At 72.7% G+C, this 18,211-nt stretch carries 17 protein-coding genes; 3 read left to right on the top strand and 14 right to left on the bottom strand.

Going from position 1 to position 18,211, the window contains the following annotated elements; translation table 11 throughout:
* Positions 1–89: 89 nt before the first annotated feature.
* The 5 genes from KBX00_RS21945 to KBX00_RS21965 form a co-directional block, all read right to left on the bottom strand.
* Positions 90–713, bottom strand: a complete 624-nt coding sequence (locus KBX00_RS21945; protein ID WP_210829870.1) for an FMN reductase — start codon at positions 711–713, stop codon at positions 90–92.
* A complete protein-coding gene (locus KBX00_RS21950; protein WP_210829872.1) occupies positions 710–1,849 on the bottom strand; it encodes an LLM class flavin-dependent oxidoreductase in 1,140 nt (379 codons plus the stop codon). Before KBX00_RS21950 ends, KBX00_RS21945 begins: the two co-directional genes overlap by 4 nt.
* Positions 1,850–2,015: 166 nt before the next feature.
* Positions 2,016–2,621 (bottom strand): DNA-3-methyladenine glycosylase, encoded by a 606-nt coding sequence (locus KBX00_RS21955; RefSeq protein WP_210829874.1) that lies wholly within the window; start codon positions 2,619–2,621, stop codon positions 2,016–2,018.
* A gap of 99 nt (positions 2,622–2,720) precedes the next feature.
* The gene (locus KBX00_RS21960) at positions 2,721–3,413 is read right to left on the bottom strand and encodes a response regulator transcription factor (protein WP_210829876.1); all 693 of its coding nucleotides are present in this window, start codon (positions 3,411–3,413) and stop codon (positions 2,721–2,723) included.
* Positions 3,410–4,270 (bottom strand): sensor histidine kinase, encoded by an 861-nt coding sequence (locus tag KBX00_RS21965; protein ID WP_210829878.1) that lies wholly within the window; start codon positions 4,268–4,270, stop codon positions 3,410–3,412. Before KBX00_RS21965 ends, KBX00_RS21960 begins: the two co-directional genes overlap by 4 nt.
* A gap of 124 nt (positions 4,271–4,394) precedes the next feature.
* Between KBX00_RS21965 and KBX00_RS21970 the strand changes: the two genes are divergently transcribed.
* The 3 genes from KBX00_RS21970 to KBX00_RS21980 are packed head-to-tail and all read left to right on the top strand — an operon-like array spanning position 4,395 to position 6,615.
* Entirely contained in the window at positions 4,395–5,114 is a 720-nt protein-coding gene (locus KBX00_RS21970) for an ABC transporter ATP-binding protein (protein ID WP_301548382.1), read from the top strand.
* Positions 5,111–5,896, top strand: a complete 786-nt coding sequence (locus KBX00_RS21975; protein WP_210829880.1) for a hypothetical protein — start codon at positions 5,111–5,113, stop codon at positions 5,894–5,896. The genes KBX00_RS21970 and KBX00_RS21975 overlap by 4 nt, the downstream gene beginning before the upstream one ends.
* Positions 5,893–6,615, top strand: coding sequence for a hypothetical protein (locus tag KBX00_RS21980; protein WP_210829882.1), 723 nt, complete (start codon positions 5,893–5,895; stop codon positions 6,613–6,615). The genes KBX00_RS21975 and KBX00_RS21980 overlap by 4 nt, the downstream gene beginning before the upstream one ends.
* Before the next feature lie 148 nt (positions 6,616–6,763).
* Here KBX00_RS21980 and argH read toward each other — a convergent pair whose 3' ends face one another.
* The 9 genes from argH to pheS form a co-directional block, all read right to left on the bottom strand.
* Positions 6,764–8,227: an argininosuccinate lyase gene (gene argH / locus KBX00_RS21985; protein WP_210829982.1), complete on the bottom strand. Its 1,464-nt coding sequence runs from the start codon at positions 8,225–8,227 to the stop codon at positions 6,764–6,766.
* 58 nt (positions 8,228–8,285) lie between these two features.
* A complete protein-coding gene (locus KBX00_RS21990; protein WP_210829884.1) occupies positions 8,286–8,798 on the bottom strand; it encodes an arginine repressor in 513 nt (170 codons plus the stop codon).
* Positions 8,795–9,724, bottom strand: coding sequence for an ornithine carbamoyltransferase (gene argF, locus KBX00_RS21995; RefSeq protein WP_210829886.1), 930 nt, complete (start codon positions 9,722–9,724; stop codon positions 8,795–8,797). Before argF ends, KBX00_RS21990 begins: the two co-directional genes overlap by 4 nt.
* Entirely contained in the window at positions 9,721–11,010 is a 1,290-nt protein-coding gene (locus KBX00_RS22000) for an acetylornithine transaminase (protein WP_301548383.1), read from the bottom strand. The genes argF and KBX00_RS22000 overlap by 4 nt, the downstream gene beginning before the upstream one ends.
* Positions 11,007–11,894 carry an acetylglutamate kinase gene (gene argB / locus KBX00_RS22005; protein WP_210829888.1) on the bottom strand — a complete coding sequence of 296 codons (888 nt, stop codon included), beginning with the start codon at positions 11,892–11,894 and terminating at the stop codon, positions 11,007–11,009. The genes KBX00_RS22000 and argB overlap by 4 nt, the downstream gene beginning before the upstream one ends.
* 114 nt (positions 11,895–12,008) lie before the next feature.
* The gene (gene argJ / locus KBX00_RS22010; protein WP_210829890.1) at positions 12,009–13,178 is read right to left on the bottom strand and encodes a bifunctional glutamate N-acetyltransferase/amino-acid acetyltransferase ArgJ; all 1,170 of its coding nucleotides are present in this window, start codon (positions 13,176–13,178) and stop codon (positions 12,009–12,011) included.
* Entirely contained in the window at positions 13,175–14,176 is a 1,002-nt protein-coding gene (gene argC, locus KBX00_RS22015; RefSeq protein WP_210829892.1) for an N-acetyl-gamma-glutamyl-phosphate reductase, read from the bottom strand. The genes argJ and argC overlap by 4 nt, the downstream gene beginning before the upstream one ends.
* A 204-nt stretch (positions 14,177–14,380) precedes the next feature.
* Positions 14,381–16,957, bottom strand: a complete 2,577-nt coding sequence (gene pheT, locus KBX00_RS22020; RefSeq protein ID WP_210829894.1) for a phenylalanine--tRNA ligase subunit beta — start codon at positions 16,955–16,957, stop codon at positions 14,381–14,383.
* A gap of 36 nt (positions 16,958–16,993) precedes the next feature.
* Complete coding sequence (gene pheS, locus KBX00_RS22025; protein WP_210829896.1) at positions 16,994–18,061, bottom strand: phenylalanine--tRNA ligase subunit alpha; 1,068 nt, start codon at positions 18,059–18,061, stop codon at positions 16,994–16,996.
* Between the last annotated feature and the right edge of the window lie 150 nt (positions 18,062–18,211).

Raw genomic sequence — 18,211 nt, forward strand, 5'->3', positions numbered from 1 at the left:
GGCGGCCCGGTCGACCTGGGTGCGGGGTCCGGGAACGCACCGGTGGGCCGGTCGGGCCGACGACCGGCGGCGTTCCCTCAGCGGCGCGGTCAGGCGTCGCGGCCGTGGAGCAGTTGGTCGAAGCTGGTGGTGAGGGCGAACGGGTCGGCGGGTCCGCTGGACGGTGCGCTGCGCCGTACCAGGTCGGCAAGTTCCCGGCCGGCGCGATCGATCCGGGCGCGCAGCGCACCGTCGACGGCCCCACCGGACCAGTCCTCCGGTGCGGCGAAGACGGCGGTCGGTGCCACCACCGCGCGCAGGTAGGTGAACATCGGACGGAGCGCGTGCTCCAGCGCCAGGGAGTGCCGTGCGGTACCGCCGGTCGCGCCGAGCAGGACGGCACGGCCGCCGAGCGCGTCGGCGTCGACCAGGTCGAAGAACGACTTGAACAGACCGTTGTACGAGGCGTTGAAGATCGGACTGACGGCGATCAGCCCGTCGGCGCCGGTGACCTCGTCCAGTACCTGCCGCAGCGGCTCCGACGGGAAGCCGGTGAGCAGATGGTTGACGATGTCGTGGGCGTGTTCGCGCAGTTCGACCGGGCGCAGTTCGACCTGCTCGCCGTGCCGGACCAACTCGTCGCGGGTGGCCGCGGCGAGCTGGTCGGCGAGCAACCGGGTCGACGAGGGCTGGCTGAGACCGGCCGAGACCACGGCGAGGGTACGCACGCTCATCGGGCGGCCTCCGGTGCCCGGCCGGTGACGTCGTCGACGGCGTGCACGGTGCTGTCGCCGCCACCACCGGCGGCGGCCAGCAGCGAGGCGTGGGTCGGTGCCAGCGGCACGTGCGCCGGCCGCAGCGACTCGAACTCCTTGCGCAGCACCGGCACCACCTCCTCGCCGAGCAGATCGAGCTGCTCCAGGACGGTCTTCAACGGCAGCCCGGCGTGGTCGACGAGGAACAGCTGCCGCTGGTAGTCACCCACGTAGTCGCGGAAGCCGAGCGTACGGTCGATGACCTGCTGCGGGCTGCCCACGGTCAGCGGGGTCTGGGCGGTGAACTCCTCAAGCGAGGGGCCGTGACCGTAGACCGGCGCGTTGTCGAAGTAGGGACGGAACTCACGCACCGCGTCCTGGGAGTTGCGTCGCATGAACACCTGGCCACCCAGGCCCACGATCGCCTGGTCGGCGGAGCCATGGCCGTAGTGTTCGAAGCGCTGCCGGTACAGGCCGACCATCCGTCGGGTGTGCTCGGCGGGCCAGAAGATGTGGTTGGCGAAGAAGCCGTCGCCGTAGTACGCGGCCTGCTCGGCGATCTCCGGGCTGCGGATGGAGCCGTGCCACACGAACGGGGGTACGCCGTCGAGCGGGCGCGGCGTCGAGGTGAACGACTGCAACGGGGTGCGGAACTTGCCCTTCCAGTCGACCACGTCCTCGCGCCACAACCGGCGCAGCAGGTCGTAGTTCTCGATCGCGAGGGGGATGCCGTTGCGGATGTCCTGGCCGAACCACGGGTAGACCGGCCCGGTGTTGCCCCGGCCCATCATCAGGTCGACCCGACCGTCGGCGAGGTGTTGCAGCATCGCGTAGTCCTCGGCGATCTTCACCGGGTCGTTGGTGGTGATCAGCGTGGTCGCGGTGGACAGCAGCAGCCGCTCGGTGCGGGCGGCGATCCAGCCCAGCATGGTGGTCGGCGACGAGGGCACGAACGGCGGGTTGTGGTGCTCGCCGGTGGCGAAGACGTCGAGGCCGACCTCCTCGGCCTTCAGCGCGATGGTCACCATCGCCTTGATCCGTTCGGCCTCGGTGGGCTCCCGGCCGTTCGTCGGGTCGACCGTGACGTCGCCGACGGTGAAGACTCCGAACTGCATGACCGCTCCCTCGTGTCGTCCGACCGGGCGGTGGTGCCCGACGCCCCCGACAACATATTTGACGAGTCAACTATTCCGCGAGCCCGCCTCGCACCAGTGTCCCCCGTCACGCCGATCCCATCCCGGCCGCGACCGGCAACGTCGCCGACGGGACCGGACAACAGGGTCAGGTTCGGCGGCGCGGCGCGTGCCGCCGGTACGGACTGACGGTCGGGTCGCCGGTGATCCAGAACCGCCAGGCAACGTCGTGCGCGGCGGCCACGCCGACGCGCGGGCCGGCCGAGACGGCCGACGGCACGACCGGGCGGGTCGGTGGCGTCAGCAGCAACGGCCCGGTCCCGTCGAGCATGCAGGTGCCGTTGGCCGAGGCGTCGACGCCGAGCGCGACCACCAGCCGGGCCGGCCCCCGGGCCAGGTCCCGGTCGGCCACCTCGCCACGCCGCTTGCGGGCCAGGTCCATACCGTCGACCACCTCACCGGCGCGCAGCAGGACCGCCGCCGCCTCCCCCTCCTCACCGCAGACGACGTTGAGGCACCAGTGCATGCCGAAGACGAAGTAGGTGTACGCGTGCCCCGCCGGCCCGAACATCACCGTCGTGCGGGGCGTCGGCCCGCGATGCGCGTGCGAGGCGGGATCCGCACCGGTGCCGGCGTACGCCTCGACCTCGGTCAGCCTGACCCGTACCCCGTTGGCCGACAGCTCCCAGCCCAGCAGGCCCCGCGCCGTCCGCGCGACGTCGGCGGCCGGGGCGCTCAGCCAGGGGTGGTGCACGCCTCCAGGTAACCCGGCCGGGACCCAACCGGCAAGCCGCGCTCGCACGCTGGTCCGACCGGGCCACGCCCGCCGACATGCGGCAGCGGAACGCGAAGATCACGCAGAGGATCGAGGTGCGACGAGATCGTTCTCGTAGGCGGCGATGACGAGCTGGGCTCGATCACGGGCGTCGAGCTTGGCGAGCAGGTTGCCGACGTGCGTCTTGACGGTCTTGACCGAGATGGTGAGTGTCCGGGCGATCTCGTCGTTGGACAGGCCGCGGGCCACGAGAGACAGCACCTCGGTCTCGCGGCCGGTCAGCCTGTCGATCTTACGGACCTCGCGCGGGCCGGGCCGGTCGAGGTAGTGCGCGACGAAGCGGGTGAGAATGCTGGGCGCGAAGAGAGACTCGCCCGCGTGGGTCCGTCGGATCGCGTCGACGAGTTGGTCCGGGTGGGCGTCCTTGAGCAGGAAGCCGTGCGCCCCGGCGCGCAGCGCGGCAGCCACGTACTCGTCGAGGGCGAACATGCTGAGCACGAGAACCCTGGTACCGCTCAGGTCGGGGGCGGCGGCGATGCGTCCGGTCGCGTCGATGCCGTCGCCGTCGGGCATCCGAATGTCCATCAGGACGACGTCGGGGCGGCGTGCACGGGTGAGCGACACGGCCTCGTGTCCGGTGGCGGCCTGACCGACGACGGTGAGGCCCGGGGTGCCGTCGATGAGCAGGGCGAGGCTGTGCCGCAGGAGCGGCTGGTCGTCCGCGACGAGCACCCGGATGCTTGTGGGTGGGCCTCCCGAGTCAGTTGTCATCCGGACCGCCGGGCCGGCAGGCGCGCCGTGAGCTGGAAGCCCGGCCCGGCCGGGCCGGCGCGCAAGGCACCATCGAGCATGCTCACCCGCTCGCGCAGACCATCCAGGCCGTGGCCGGCCCCCGGGCGGGGTCGCCAGCCCGGGCTGGGACCGGTGTCCCGTACCTCCACCACGATCGCGTCGCCGTCGCGATCCACGGTGACGTGCACGCAGGTCGGCCCGGCGTGCCGGGCCGTGTTGCTCAGGCCCTCGCGGACGATCGCGCACACGGCGAGCTGCACGCCGGGTGGCACCTCACCGACCTTCCGCACCTCGACAGTGGCGGCGGTCCCGGCGGCGGTCGTGGACCGCACGATCTCCGGTAGGGCGTCGAGTGTGTCGGGCGGTCGTAAGGGAGCGGGCTCGGCGCCAGGTGCGCGGAGCACGTCGAGCATCCGCCGCAGTTCGGCCGTGGTCTCCCGACCGACCTGTTCGATGTCGGACAGGGCGGCCGCCCGTTCGGCCTCACCGGCTGACCCGGTCACCCGAGCGGCCGTGGCGGCACGCACGGTGACCAGGCCCAGGCCGTGCGAGACGAGATCGTGAAGCTCACGGGCGATGCGCAACCGTTCCGCCGCCGCGGCCCGCTCAGCCGCCCATGCGGTCAGCCGGTCCTCGTACACCCGCCGTTGCTGACGAGCGCCGATCACCGCCCAGAGCAACGCTGCGACGGCGGTCGTGGTGATCAGCGTCAGCACAAGCGTCCCGGCCGGCCCGACGGTGCCCGCCGTCATCAGGCAGAGCAGCAGAGCCACCGGCACCGAGACGGCGACGACGGACAGCCAGGGCCGCCATGTCGGTCGCCCGTCAGGTGCCATCTCGCGAGTCTAGGAACCCGGACCGTGACCTGACATCGGACCTGGGTCGGAGCGACCTGGGGTGGGCGGGCTGGCGGAAGTCCCGGCTCTGGTCCGATGACGCGGACCGGCACGCTGAGCTGACATGGTGCTCATGCTGTCAGTCGAGCGTCTGGTCAAGCGGCGCGGCTCCCGCGAGATCCTCACCGATGTCACCTTCCGGGCCGCACCGGGCCGGGTGACAGGTCTGCTGGGGCCGAACGGTGCGGGCAAGTCATCCACCCTGCGCATCCTGTTGGGCCTGGACCGGGCGGATGCCGGCACGGCCCTGGTCGACGGCCAACCGTACCGGCGCCTGCGCCAGCCGTTACGGACCGTCGGGTCGATGCTGGAGGGCTCCGGCGCACACCGCTCCCGTACCGCGCGCAACCACCTCACCTGGATGGCGCGCAGCAACGGCATCCCGATCCGACGGGTGGCCGAGGTGCTCGATCAGGTCGGGCTCGGTGCCGCCGGAGGAACCAGGGTCGGCCGGTTCTCGCTCGGCATGTGCCAGCGGCTCGGGCTGGCCGCCGCGCTGCTCGGCGAACCCCGTGCACTCGTGCTCGACGAGCCGGTGAACGGGCTCGATCCGGAGGGCATCCGCTGGATCCGCGGTCTGCTGCGCGGGCACGCGGACGCCGGTGGCACCGTGCTGCTCTCCAGCCACCTGATGAGGGAGGTGGACGAGATCGCCGACGACCTGGTCGTCGTCGCCCACGGCCGGGTCGTCGCCGCCGGCCCGATCCGCGAGGTCACGGCCGGCTACCCGACCCTGGAGGATGCCTTCTTCGCCCTCACCGGGCCGACGGCAGGTGGGCGATGACCTTCTTCGACACGGTCGCCGCCGAGATTCGAAAGACGGCGACGCTGCCGGCGGCCATTGTCGCGCTGGCCGTCACGGTGCTCGGTCCGGTCGCGATCACTCTGATCAACGCCGTCGGTGTCCGCGCCGCGCTGCGCAGCGGACGGCCCGAGTTGACGGCCTACACCTCGCCTGTCGAGGCGGTCTTCTCCGCGGTGCCGATCGGCACGGTCGGCGCGGTGGTCCTCGGCGTCGTCGCCGTTGGCGGCGAGTACACCACGAACAGTGCCCGGATCGGCGGCGGTCGGCAGATCACCACGACCCTCACCGCCACCCCCGACCGCCTCGGCGTGCTGGCCGCCAAGGCCGTCACCGTCGTCCTGCTGGTCGCCGTCGCGGCTCTGGTGGTGATTCCCGCCTCGTTGGCGCTGGCGGGCGGGATAGTCGGCACCGACGCTCCGCCGGCCCCGGAAGGGGTGCTCTCCCGCTCTGTCGGTGCCGGGATCTACTGGCTGCTCACGGCGCTGATCGCCCTCGCGGTAACGGTCTTCACCCGCAACGGGATCGTCCCGATCATCGTGCTCGTGGTGAACAGCGCGCTCGTCTCGGTCTCCGTGCTGCTGTCGCACCTCACCCCGCTCGCGAGGTTCCTGCCGGATCTCGCGGGCATGAGCATGTTCGCCGGTGACCTGCTGGCGTTCGACGACGCGCTCGCCCCGGTCACGGGCGGCCTGGTCATGGCCACCTGGACGGCTGGGCTACTCGCGCTGGCCAGTGCGGTTTTCCTGCGGCGGGACGCGTGATCCGCTCCTACGCCGGCGCCACCGCCGCGGAGTTGACCAAGCTGTTCGGCCTGCCGGCGGTGCTGGCCGCGGTCTTCGGCACGATCGGCGCAGCCGTCGCCGTCACCGGGGCGTTGGCAGCCTCGCCGGTCGGGGCGAACGAGCCGGTCGCAGTCGTCCTCCAGGCGGTGCCGTACCTCCAGGCCGGCACCATCTCGCTCGGCGTCCTCGCGGTCGGGACCGAGTACGCCGATGGGCAGCTCCACACCACCCTGCGGTGCGTGCCGGACCGCCTGGCCGTACCGGCTGCCAAGACCCTCGCCTACCTGGCCTGGGCTGCCGTAACCGCCGTCGCGGCGCTCGCCGTCGGGCTGCTCACGGCCCGAATCGCGCTGGCCACGCGGGACGTCCCGGTGGTCACCGACGGTTTCCCGTGGAAAGTCGTCGGCGCGGCGGCCTACCTCGCGCTCATCGGGTTGCTCGGGCTGGCTCTGGCCGCGCTCCTGCGGGCCGTCGTTTCCGCTCTCGTCGTCACGCTCAGCCTGGTTCTGGTCGCCTCGCCGGTGCTGGACGCCGTCACCCCGCACGCTCGTTACCTGCCGGACCGGGCTGGTGGCCTGCTCTACCTTCCCGACCCGGCACGGATCCTGACGCCCGCCACCGGCCTGCTCGTTCTGCTCGGTTGGGTCGTCGTCATCGGGAGTGGGGCGGTGGCTGCCTTCCGACGCCGGGACGCCTGAGCCCGCCGCGTCTCATCCTCACCTGGTGGGTGGAGAGGCACCCGAACCGGGCGCGTCGAGGCGGCAGTTTCGGGGAAACTGTCGCCTCAGCACGCCTGGAGGCGACAGTTTCCCCGAAACTGCACGAGAAACCGGGAAGGGGTACGGGTCAGCGGGGGACAACCTGCTCGGCGGACCAGTGGCGCCAGGTGGTCAAGTGGTCGGCGGCGGTGGCCAGTTGGTCGGCGACCGGGCCGGGGCCGGTGGAGCCGGGGGTGATCCGGGCGGCCAGCGCCGAGCGGACCGAGAGGACGTCGCGGACGCTCGGGTCGAGGTGTTCGCTGACGGTGGCCAGGTCGGCGTCGGAGACCTCGTCGAGGGCGCAGTCCCGGGCCGCGCAGAGCGCCACCAGCTTGCCGGTGATCTCGTGCGCGTCGCGGAACGGCACACCCTTGCGGACCAGCCAGTCGGCCACCTCGGTGGCCAGGGAGAAGCCCACCGGCGCGGCGGCGACCAGGCGGTCGACGCGTACCGTCATCGTGGAGATCATCCCGGCGAGCGCCGGCAGCAGCAGTTCCAGGGTGTCGACCGCGTCGAAGGCCGGCTCCTTGTCCTCCTGCATGTCCCGGTCGTACGTCATCGGCAGGCCCTTGAGCATGGTCAGCACCGCGACCAGCCCGCCGACCAACCGGCCGGACTTGCCCCGGGCCAGCTCGGCGACGTCCGCGTTCTTCTTCTGCGGCATGATCGACGAGCCGGTGGCGAAGGCGTCGTCCAACTCGACCCAGCCGAACTCCTGCGACGTCCAGAGCACCACCTCCTCACCGAGCCGGGACAGGTGCACCCCGATCATCGCGGTGACGAAGAGGAACTCGGCGACGAAGTCCCGGTCGGCGACCGCGTCCATCGAGTTGGCGAAGGACGTGCGGAACCCCAGCTCCTTCGAGACCGCCACCGGATCCAGCGGCAGCCCCGAACCGGCGAGCGCCCCCGCGCCGAGCGGACTGACCGCGGCCCGGTGGTCCCAGTCGCGCAGCCGCTCCAGGTCCCGCAGCAGCGGCTGCACGTGGGCGAGCAGCCAGTGGCCGAAGGTGACCGGTTGGGCGTGCTGCAGATGCGTCATGCCGGGCGCGGCGGTGTCCACGTGCCGCCCGGCCTGCTCGACCAGCGCCTCGGCCAGCTCCACCAGCCGCGCCGCCACACCCCGGGCGTGGTCGCGCAGATAGAGCCGCAGGTCGGTGGCGACCTGGTCGTTGCGGGACCGGCCGGCGCGCAGCTTGCCGCCGAGACTGCCGAGCCGTTCCAGCAGGCCACGCTCCAGGGCGGTGTGCACGTCCTCGTCGTCGACGGTGGGACGGAACGAGCCCGAGGCGCAGGCCGCCTCCAGGTCGTCGAGGGCGGCGAGGATGCGGCCCAGTTCCTCCGGGTCGAGCAGGCCGGCACCGGCCAGCACCCGGGCGTGCGCCCGGGAACCAGCGATGTCGTACGGGGCCAGTCGCCAGTCGAACTGCACGCTCACCGACAGGCGGGCCAGGGCCTCCGACGGGCCACCGGCGAACCGGCCTCCCCACAGGCTCGTCCGGTTGGCGGCTGCGCTGTTCTCGGTCAGGCTCTTGTCGTCCACCCGGTCAATTGTGGTCCCCACGATCAGCCGTCCCCCAACCGGGCACCCGCGTCCGGCACAACCTCGGTCATGGCGTACTCCCTTCGACACTGTCGTCCCGGCGGGCCCAGCCGGCGAGCCGTTCGCCGAGCGCGGCGCCACCGTCGGCGGCGCGCGCCACGACGAAAATGGTGTCGTCGCCGGCGATGGTGCCGACGACCTCCGACAGGCCCGCCCGATCCAACGCGCTGGCCAGGTAGTGTGCGGCCCCCGGCGGGGTACGCAGCACCGCGATGTTGCCGCTGGAGTCGACCTCGTTGAGCAGCTCACGCAGCAGCCGCACCAGGCGGGCCGGTGCCGCCTCGGCGTCGCGCAGCGGGCGGTGGCCGTCCTCGGGAATCACGTAGACGGCGCGGCCGTCGCCGCCCCGCGCGGTGACCGCACCGAGTTCCTTGAGATCCCGCGAGAGGGTGGCCTGGGTGACCTGGATGCCCTCCGCGCCGAGCAACTCGGCCAGCTCGGTCTGCGAGCGGACCGCCCGGTCGCGGATCAGCTCGACGATGCGGGCATGCCGGGCGCCCCGGGTCAGCGGTGCGGTCATGTCGGTTCCCCGTGGAGGAGGAACGTCAGTAGGGCCTTCTGGGCGTGCAACCGGTTCTCCGCCTGGTCGAAGACGGCACTGCGCGGACCGTCGAGCACCTCGTCGGTGATCTCCTCGCCGCGATGCGCCGGCAGGCAGTGCAGCACGATCGCCTCCGGCGCGGCGTGCCCGAGCAGTGCCTTGTTGACCTGGTACGCCAGGAACGGGGTGCTGCGGTCCAAGCCGTCAGCCTCCTGCCCCATCGAGGTCCAGGTGTCGGTGGCCACCACGTCGGCGTCGCGGACGGCGGCGACCGGGTCGGTGAGCACCCGGACCGAGCCGCCGGTGCCGGCGGCGATCGCCTCGGCCCGGGCCAGCACATCCGGGTGCGGGTGGAAACCGGCCGGGCCGGCGACCCGCACGTGCATCCCGGCGGTCGCGCCGGCCAGCAGGTACGAGTGGGACATGTTGTTCGCCGCATCCCCGACGTAGGCGAGCGTCCGCCCCACGGTGCCGCCGCACCATTCGCGGATGGTGAGCAGGTCGGCGAGCAGCTGGCACGGGTGGAACCCGTCGGTCAGCGCGTTGACCACCGGCACGGTGGCTCCGGCCGCCACCTCCGCGATCCGGTCGTCGCCATGGGTACGCAGCACGATCGCGGCCACGTAGCGGGACAGCACGCGGCCGGCGTCGCCGAGCGCCTCACCCCGGCCGAAGTGGGTGACCTGGGTGTCCACCACCAGCGGGTGGCCGCCCAGTTCGGCGATGCCGGCGTCGAAGGAGATCCGGGTACGCAGACTCTGCTTGTCGAACAGCACCGCCACCGAGCGCGGCCCGGCCAGCGGGGTGAACGCGAACCGGTCGGTCTTCATCCGGCCGGCCAGGTCGAGGACCGTGGACTGCTCGGCCGGTGACAGGTCGTCGTCACGCAGAAAATGCCGGGTCACGCGGAAGCCTCCCTCGGCGTCAGCGGGTCGGTCGAGACTCTGGTACGAGCACTCCCCTCGACGGGGGCGGTCGGGATCGCGCCATGGGACGGCGCGACCTGGGCAACCCGATCCGGGGCACTCGTGGACGCGGCCAGGGCGGCCGGCAGCGCCGCCAGGAAGGCGTCGGCCTGCGCGGCGGTGAGGATCAACGGCGGGGCCAGCCGGATCACGTCCGGCTGGATCGGATTGACCAGGAAGCCGGCCTCGCGCAGCGCCCCGGCGAGGGCAGCGGACACCGGTGCGGTCAGGGTGACGCCGAGCAGCAGGCCCGCACCGCGTACGCCGGCCACCAGCGGATGACCGAGCAACTCGATCCCCCGACGCAGCCGCTCACCGAGCCGCTTGACATGGTCGAGCAACCCCTCACTGGCGATCGTGGAGATGACGGCCAGCGCGGCGGCACAACTGACCGGGTTGCCGCCGAAGGTGCTGCCGTGCGAACCGGGGCCGAGCAGGTCGGCGGCCGGGCCGAAGGCGAGCGTCGCGCCGATGGGCAACCCGCCACCGAGCCCCTTGGCCAGGGTCACCACATCCGGTTCGACGCCGTCGGCCTGATGGGCGAACCAGTGCCCGGTCCGGCCGACACCCGTCTGCACCTCGTCGAGCACCAGCAGGGCACCGTGCCGGGAAGTGATCCGGCGGGCCGCGGCGAGGTAGCCGGCGGGCGGGACGACCACCCCGTTCTCGCCCTGGATCGGCTCCAGAATCACCATGGCCGTGGCGTCGGTCACCGCCGCGGCCAGGGCGGCCACATCACCGTACGGGACATGGGTGACCTCGCCCGGCAGCGGCCGGAACGGGTCGGCCTTGCCCGGTTGGCCGGTCAGCGCGAGGGCGCCCATGGTGCGGCCGTGGAAGCCGCCGACGGTGGCCACCACCTCGGTGCGGCCGGTGCACCGGGAGAGCTTGAACGCCGCCTCGTTGGCCTCGGCTCCGGAGTTGGCGAAGAACACCCGACCCGGCCGGCCGGCGAGTGCCAGCAGCAGTTCGGCGAGCGCCACCGGCGGTTCGCAGACGTACAGGTTGGAGACGTGGCCGAGCGTGGCGACCTGCTTCGACACGGCCGCCACCACCGCCGGATGGGCGTGCCCGAGGGAGTTGACGGCGATGCCGCCGAGCAGGTCGACGTACTCCCGGCCGGCCTCGTCCACCACGACGGCGCCGGAGCCCGACACCAGCGCCAGCGGCGGCGTGCCGTAGTTGTCCATCATCGCCTGCCGCCACCGGCTGACCAGGGCACTCATGAGGGAATCACCATCGTTCCGAAGCCTTCCGGGGTGAACACTTCCAGCAGGGTGGAGTGGGCGACCCGACCGTCAACGACGTGTGCGGCCGGCACTCCTCCGTTGACGGCCCGCAGGCACGCCTCCATCTTCGGCACCATGCCCGACTCCAGCGACGGCAGCAGCTTCGCCAACTCGTCGGTGTTGATCTCACTGAGCAGGCTGGACGTGTCCGGCCAGTCGGCGTACAGGCCGGGCACGTCGGTGAGCACGACCAGCTTGCGCGCCCGCAGGGCGACCGCCAGCGCGGCGGCGGCGGTGTCGGCGTTCAGATTGTGCAACACCCCGTCCGCGTCCGGCGCCACCGTGGAGATCACCGGGATCCGGCCGGCCGCGATCAGGTCGTCCACCGCCGAGACGTCCACCGACTCGACGTCGCCGACCTGACCGACGTCGACCGGCTGCCCGTCGACGTACGCGGACCGCCGCACCGCCGTGAACAGCCCGGCATCCTCGCCGGAGAGACCGACCGCGAACGGACCGTGCGCGTTGATCAACCCGACCAGTTCGCGGCCCACCTGGCCGACCAGCACCATCCGGACCACGTCCATCGCCTCCGGGGTGGTCACCCGCAGGCCGCCTCGGAACTCGCTGGCGATGCCCAGCCGGCCGAGCATGGCCGAGATCTGCGGTCCGCCGCCGTGCACCACCACCGGCTTGAGGCCGACGTAACGCAGGAACACCATGTCGGCGGCGAAGGCCCGCCGCAGCTCCGGGTCGACCATGGCGCTGCCGCCGTACTTGATCACGACCGTGGCGCCGGACAGGCGGGCCAGCCAGGGCAGCGCCTCGATCAGCGTGGCCGCCTTGGCCTGGGCAAGGGCCAGATCGGAGGTCAGGTTCACCGGGCCAACCTTCCGTTCGCGACTGCGGGACTCCGCTGCGCTGCATTCCTCGCGCTCACCGGGCCAACCTTCCGTTCGCGACTGCGGGACTCCGCTGCGCTGCATTCCTCGCGCTCATGTCGAGTAGGCCGAGTTCTCGTGCACGTAGGCGTGCGACAGGTCGTTGGTCCACACCGTCGCCTCAGCCGCACCGGCATGCAGGTCGATCCGGATGGTGACCTCCCGGCCGGAGAGATCGACCTTCGAGCGGTCCTCGGCGGCCGCGCCGGCCCGACAGACCCAGATGCCGTTGACCGCCACGTCGACGGCGTCCGGCTCGAAGGCGGCGGCGGTGGTGCCGACGGCGGCGAGGATCCGACCCCAGTTCGGGTCGTTGCCGAACAGCGCGGTCTTGACCAGGTTGTTGCGGGCCACCGCCCGACCCACCTCGACCGCGTCGTCCTCGTCGGCGGCGCCGACCACCTCGATGGCGATCTCCTTGGTGGCGCCCTCGGCGTCGGCGATCAGTTGCCGGGCCAGGTCGTGGCAGGCGGCGGTGACCGCCGAGGCCAGCTCCGCCTCGCTCGGCGCGACACCCGAGGCACCGCTGGCCAGCAGCAGCACCGTGTCGTTCGTCGACATGCAGCCGTCGGAGTCGACCCGGTCGAAGGTGACCCGGGTGGCCGCCCGCAACGCGGCGTCGAGCGCCTCCGGCCCGGCCACCGCGTCGGTGGTGAGGACGCAGAGCATGGTGGCCATGGCCGGGGCCAGCATGCCGGCGCCCTTGGCCATGCCGCCGACGGTCCAGCCGTCGCCGGCGACGACTGTGGTCTTCGGCCGGGTGTCCGTCGTCATGATCGCCTCGGCGGCGGCCGGCCCGCCCTCCCGGGTCAGCCCGCTCGCCGCAGCGTCCACCCCGGAGAGCAGGGCGGGCATCGGCAACCGCTCGCCGATCAGGCCGGTGGAGCAGACCGCCACCTCACCGGCACCGATCTGGTACGCGTTGGCCGAGGTCAACGCGGCGGCGGTGTGCTCGGCGGTGGCATGGGTGTCCTGGAAGCCGGCCGGCCCGGTGCAGGCGTTCGCACCACCGGAGTTGAGCACCACCGCCCGCACGGTGCCGCCCCGGACGACCTGCTGGGACCAGAGCACCGGCGCGGCCTTTATCCGGTTGGCGGTGAAGACACCGGCGACGGCGGCGTCGGGGCCGTCGTTGACCACCAGCGCCACGTCCGGTGCGCCGCCGGTCTTGAGGCCGGCGGCGACCCCGGCCGCCCGGAATCCCTCGGGAGTGGTCACGGTCATGGCGCGGTCCCCCACACGGACAGGCCCGTGGTTTCGGGCAGACCGAACATCAGGTTGGCGTTCTGCACCGCCTGGCCCGCGGCCCCCTTGCCGAGGTTGTCCAGCGCGGCGACCACGATCAGCCGGCCGGAGTCGACGTCGACGGCGGCCTGCAGGTGGCAGGAGTTGCCGCCCACCGTGGCGGCGGTGTGCGGCCACCGCCCCTCGGGCAGCAGATGCACGAACGGTGCGTCCGCGTACGCCTGGGCCAGCACCTCGCGGGGGTCGGTCTCGCCGGCCGGCAGCGCGGTGACCGTGGCCAGGATGCCGCGCGGCATGGGCGCCAGCACCGGCGTGAACGACAGCCCGGTCGCCCCGGTGGCCTGCTTGATCTCCGGTACGTGCTGGTGCGCGCCCACCTTGTAGGGCGACAGGTCGCCCATCACCTCGCTGGCCAGCAGGTGCGCCTTGGCGGCTCGGCCCGCGCCCGAGGTGCCGGACGCGGCGACGACCACCACGTCGTCGGGTCTGGCGGCGCCGGCGGCGATCAGCGGGGCCAGCGCCAGGGTGATCGTCGCCGCGTAGCAACCGGTGTTGGCCACCCGGTCGGCGGCGGCGATCCGGGCCCGCTGGCCGGGCAGCTCGGGCAGGCCGTAGGTCCACGCACCCGCGTGCGGGCCGCCGTAGTAGCGGGCCCAGGCGTCGGCGTCCACGAGCCGGTGGTCGGCGCCGAGATCGACGATCCGGACCCCGGCTGGCAGCCGCGCCGCCAGGGCGGCGGACTCGCCGTGCGGCAGGGCGAGGAAGACCAGGTCGGCCTCGGCCAACACCTCCGCCGTGGTCGCGCCGAGGGTCATCTCCAGCCCGGTCAGCTGCGGATGGACGGCGTCGAGCGGTTGCCCGGCCTGGCTGTGCGCCGTCGCGGCGACCAGGTCGAACTCGGGGTGCCCGGCGAGCAGGCGGAGCAGTTCACCACCGGCGTATCCACTCGCTCCCGCGACCGCGGCCCGAATCCCCATACCCACCTCCGCATGAATATGCGGCGAAGATTAACAGGAGTGCACCTCGAACTGCAAGTTCATACAGAGAGCCGCATGGTAATAAAGCACCCGATCGGGGGTCGTTCTACAGTCTGCCCTCGTCGGCCGCGCGGGGAACCCCGGAAGTGACCCCTTCTCTACCCGCTGGCGGGCGGCGCGTCGAGAAGGGGTCCTTCCTTGCGGTCACGCGCCGCGCAGGGTGGCTCCGCAGCGTTCGGTGGCCCGGGCGACGGCGGCGTCGCGGGCGGCCACCGCCTCCTCGACCGTCAACGTCCGGTCCGGCGCCCGGAAGGTCAACTTGTAGGCGAGCGACTTGCGGCCGGCGCCGAGTTGCTCCGAGGCGTACACGTCGAACAGGCTGACCGACTCCAGCAACTCGCCGGCACCCTCGACGAGCGCCTGACGCACCTGCGCCGCCGGCACCGGGTCGGCCACCACCAGCGCCACGTCGATCAGGGCCGGCGGGAACGTCGACACCGTCGGCGCGCCGACCGGCGGGGCCACCGGCAGGGCGTCCAGGTCCAGTTCCATGGCGCAGGTCCGCCTCGGCAGTTCCAGCGTCGCCACCACCTGCGGGTGCAGCTCACCGGCGTGACCGATCACCGTCCCGTCGACCAGCAGCTCCGCGCAGCGGCCCGGGTGCCAGGGTGCGTACTCGGCCGACCGCACCTCGACCTGCCGGTCGGGTACCCCGGCGGCGGCGAGCACCGCGCGGCCCGCCTCCACGGCGTCCGCCCAGCCGGCCGCCCGCCCGCTGCCCCACCAGCCGGCCGGCTCGACATCGCCGGTGAGCACGACGGCGACGTGCCGGGGCTGGTGCGGAACTACCGCGTCGGCGGCGGCGAACTCGGCGTCGGTGGGACGGCGGTCGACGCCCATCTCCGGCGGGCTGCCGGCGTCCGGCCGGGGGTGGAAGACCGTGCCGATCTCGTAGAGGGACAGGTCCCGCAGGCCCCGGCCGAGGTTGCGCCGGACGATGCCGAGCAGCGGGCCGAGCAGCGTGGTGCGCAGCAGCGGCTCCTCCTCCGACAGCGGGTTGGCCAGCCGCACCGCCCGGCGGCGCGGGTCGTCGGCGGGCAGGCCGAGCTGGTCGGCCAGCTCGGTGGCGACGAACGGGTGCGCGAGGACCTCGACGTAGCCGCGCTCGGCAAGCGAACGGGACACCGCCCGGTGGCGGCGCTGCTGCCAGGTCAGGCCCCGGCCGGGTGGCGCGGTCGGCAGCACCGACGGCACCTTGTCGTACCCGTCGAGGCGGACCACCTCCTCGACCAGATCTGCCGGGTCGGTCAGGTCGGGCCGCCAGGTGGGCGGGGTGACGCTGAGCGTCTCGCCGCCACCGGCGGCCACCGCCACCTCGCCCGGGTCCTCGGCCAGCCGGTCGGTGCCGCGCGCCACGGTGCAGCCGACCTGCTCCAGCAGGGCGACCACCCGGGCCGGCGGGTAGTCCACCCCGACCCGCCGGCCGGGCAGGTCGGCCGGCAGGGTGACCGGGGTACGCGGCCGGACGTGGTTGATGTCCAGCACCTGATCGCCGGCGGTGCCGCCCGCGTACGAGGTGAGCAGCCCGACCGCCCGGTCCAGGGCGACAAGCGGCAGCGCCGGATCGACCCCGCGCTCCCAGCGCTTCGCCGCCTCGCTGAACAGCTTGTGCCGGCGCGCGGTGCGGCCCACCATCGCCGGGTCCCAGTGTGCGGCCTCGAAGAGCACGTTGACCGTGCCCGGCAACACCTCGCTGGTCTCGCCGCCCATCACGGCGGCGAGCGAGATCGGCGTGCCGTCGCCCTCGGCGGCGACCGGGTTCGGCAGCCCGGCGTCGCAGATGACCATGTCCTCGGGGGCGAGCGCGCGAGTCACCCCGTCGAGCGTGGTCAGTTTCTCCCCCGGTACCGCCCGGCGCACCACCAGCGGGCCGGCGATCCGGTCGGCGTCGAAGGCGTGCATCGGCTGGCCGAGTTCGAGCATCACGTAGTTGGTGATGTCCACCGGCAGCGAAATGCTGCGGATGCCGGCGACCGTGAGTCGCTGCCGCATCCACTCCGGGGTCTGCGCCGCCGGGTCGACGCCGCGCACCATCCGGGCCGCGAACCGGTCGCAGCCGACCGGGTCACGCACCTCGACCGGGTACGCCGGCTCGGGTGTACCGGGCGTCGCGGGCATCCGGCCCCGGTCGGAGTAGTCCAGGCCGAGGGCGTGCGCCAGCTCGCGGGCGAGCCCGCGTAGGGACATCTGGTAGCCCCGGTCCGGGGTGATCTCCACCTCGACGATGACGTCGTTGAGGCCGACCACCGGACGCGCGTCGTCGCCGGGCTCGGCCACCACGTGCTCGGGCAACACCAGGATGCCGGAGTGATCGTCGCCCAGGCCCAGCTCCCGAGCCGAGCAGATCATCCCGTTGGAGTTGCGCCCGTACGTGCGGCGGGCACCGATGGCGAAGCCACCCGGCAGCACCCCGCCGGGCAGGATCACCACGACCCGGTCGCCCGGGGCGAAGTTGCGGGCACCGCAGACGATCTCCTGCGGCTCGCCGGTGCCGTTGGCGGCGCCCACGTTCACCCGGCAGAACCGGATCGGCTTCTTGAAGCCGGTCAGCTCCTCGATCTCCAGGACCTCGCCGACCACCAGTTGCCCGGTGACCGTGCCGGACAGGTCCACGATGGACTCGACCTCGATGCCGAGGTCGACCAGGGCCCGCTCCAACTCGTCAGCGGGCAGTTCGGGTACGTCGACGTACTCCCGCAGCCAACTCAGAGAAACTCGCATGATGTGTAACCACCGTCTCCGTAACTCGCGCCCGCACTAAGCCCCGTGACCGAACGCCCGGGTGAACCGGACGTCGCCCTCGACCAGGTCCCGCATGTCGCCCACCCCGTGCCGGAACATCACGGTGCGGTCGATGCCCATGCCGAAGGCGAAGCCGGAGTAGACCTCCGGGTCGATACCGCACGCCCGCAGCACCCGCGGGTTGACCATGCCGCAGCCACCCCACTCGACCCACTGCGGGCCCTTACGGTGCTCCGGGAACCACACGTCGAACTCGGCCGACGGCTCGGTGAACGGGAAGTAGTGCGGCCGGAACCGGGTCTTCGCGCCCGCACCGAACATCGCCCGGGCGAAGTGGTCGAGGGTGCCGCGCAGGTGCGCCATCGTGATGCCCCTGTCCACCACCAAGCCCTCCACCTGGTAGAAGACCGGCGAGTGGGTGGCGTCCAACTCGTCGGTCCGGTAGACCCGGCCGGGCACGACCACGTAGATCGGTGGTTTGCGGGTCAGCATGGTGCGCGCCTGCACCGGCGAGGTGTGCGTACGCAGCACCAGACCGGAACCCTCCGGTGCGATGTGGAAGGTGTCCATCAGCCCCCGGGCGGGGTGGTCGGCGGGAATGTTCAGCGCGTCGAAGTTGGTCCACTCCAGCTCGACCTCGGGGCCTTCGGCCACCTCGTAGCCCATCCCGATGAACAGGTCGCTGATCTGCTCCATCAGCAGCGTGATCGGGTGCCGGGAGCCGCGCGGGTGCCGGTCGTACGGCAGCGTCACGTCGACTCGTTCGGCGACCAGGACCCGCTCGGCCTGCTCGCGCTCCAGCACCTCGGCGCGGGCGGCGTGCGCCTGCTCGATGGCGCGACGCGCCTCGTTGACCCGCTTGCCGGCGTCGGCCTTGGCGGCCGGCGGCAGCGCGCCGATCTCGCGGCGGGCCAGCGAGACCGGGGCCCGGTCGCCCAGGTGCGCCGGGCGCACCGCGGCCAGCGCGTCGGGGTCACCGGCGGCGGCGAACGCCTTCTCGGCCTCGGTCACGGCCTCGGCCAGTGCGGCCGGGTCGAGCAGGGCGACCTGCTTCGGGTCGTACGGATCGTTGCGGTAAGTCATGGCGTACGGGCACTCCCTCACGACGGCGCCGGCCCTCGCGGGCGGCTAGGCGAGTCTACGGACGCGCGGCTGCGCCGCAGCCCGCCGGTGGGAGTCGCGTGGAGAGCAGGTCAGACCCGCCGCCCGCCGACACCGGCGGGCTGGCTAAAC

The organism is Micromonospora sp. C95 (assembly GCF_018070465.1).
GTDB lineage: Bacteria > Actinomycetota > Actinomycetes > Mycobacteriales > Micromonosporaceae > Micromonospora.

Coding starts and splice junctions, on each gene's coding strand:
- KBX00_RS21960 (WP_210829876.1), bottom strand. CDS start 3,413: ATGACAACTGACTCGGGAGGCCCACCCACAAGCATCCGGGTGCTCGTC.
- pheS (WP_210829896.1), bottom strand. CDS start 18,061: ATGACTTACCGCAACGATCCGTACGACCCGAAGCAGGTCGCCCTGCTC.
- KBX00_RS21965 (WP_210829878.1), bottom strand. CDS start 4,270: ATGGCACCTGACGGGCGACCGACATGGCGGCCCTGGCTGTCCGTCGTC.
- pheT (WP_210829894.1), bottom strand. CDS start 16,957: ATGCGAGTTTCTCTGAGTTGGCTGCGGGAGTACGTCGACGTACCCGAA.
- KBX00_RS21990 (WP_210829884.1), bottom strand. CDS start 8,798: ATGACCGCACCGCTGACCCGGGGCGCCCGGCATGCCCGCATCGTCGAG.
- KBX00_RS21950 (WP_210829872.1), bottom strand. CDS start 1,849: ATGCAGTTCGGAGTCTTCACCGTCGGCGACGTCACGGTCGACCCGACG.
- KBX00_RS22000 (WP_301548383.1), bottom strand. CDS start 11,010: ATGAGTGCCCTGGTCAGCCGGTGGCGGCAGGCGATGATGGACAACTAC.
- argJ (WP_210829890.1), bottom strand. CDS start 13,178: ATGACCGTGACCACTCCCGAGGGATTCCGGGCGGCCGGGGTCGCCGCC.
- argC (WP_210829892.1), bottom strand. CDS start 14,176: ATGGGGATTCGGGCCGCGGTCGCGGGAGCGAGTGGATACGCCGGTGGT.
- KBX00_RS21975 (WP_210829880.1), top strand. CDS start 5,111: ATGACCTTCTTCGACACGGTCGCCGCCGAGATTCGAAAGACGGCGACG.
- KBX00_RS21945 (WP_210829870.1), bottom strand. CDS start 713: ATGAGCGTGCGTACCCTCGCCGTGGTCTCGGCCGGTCTCAGCCAGCCC.
- KBX00_RS21970 (WP_301548382.1), top strand. CDS start 4,395: ATGGTGCTCATGCTGTCAGTCGAGCGTCTGGTCAAGCGGCGCGGCTCC.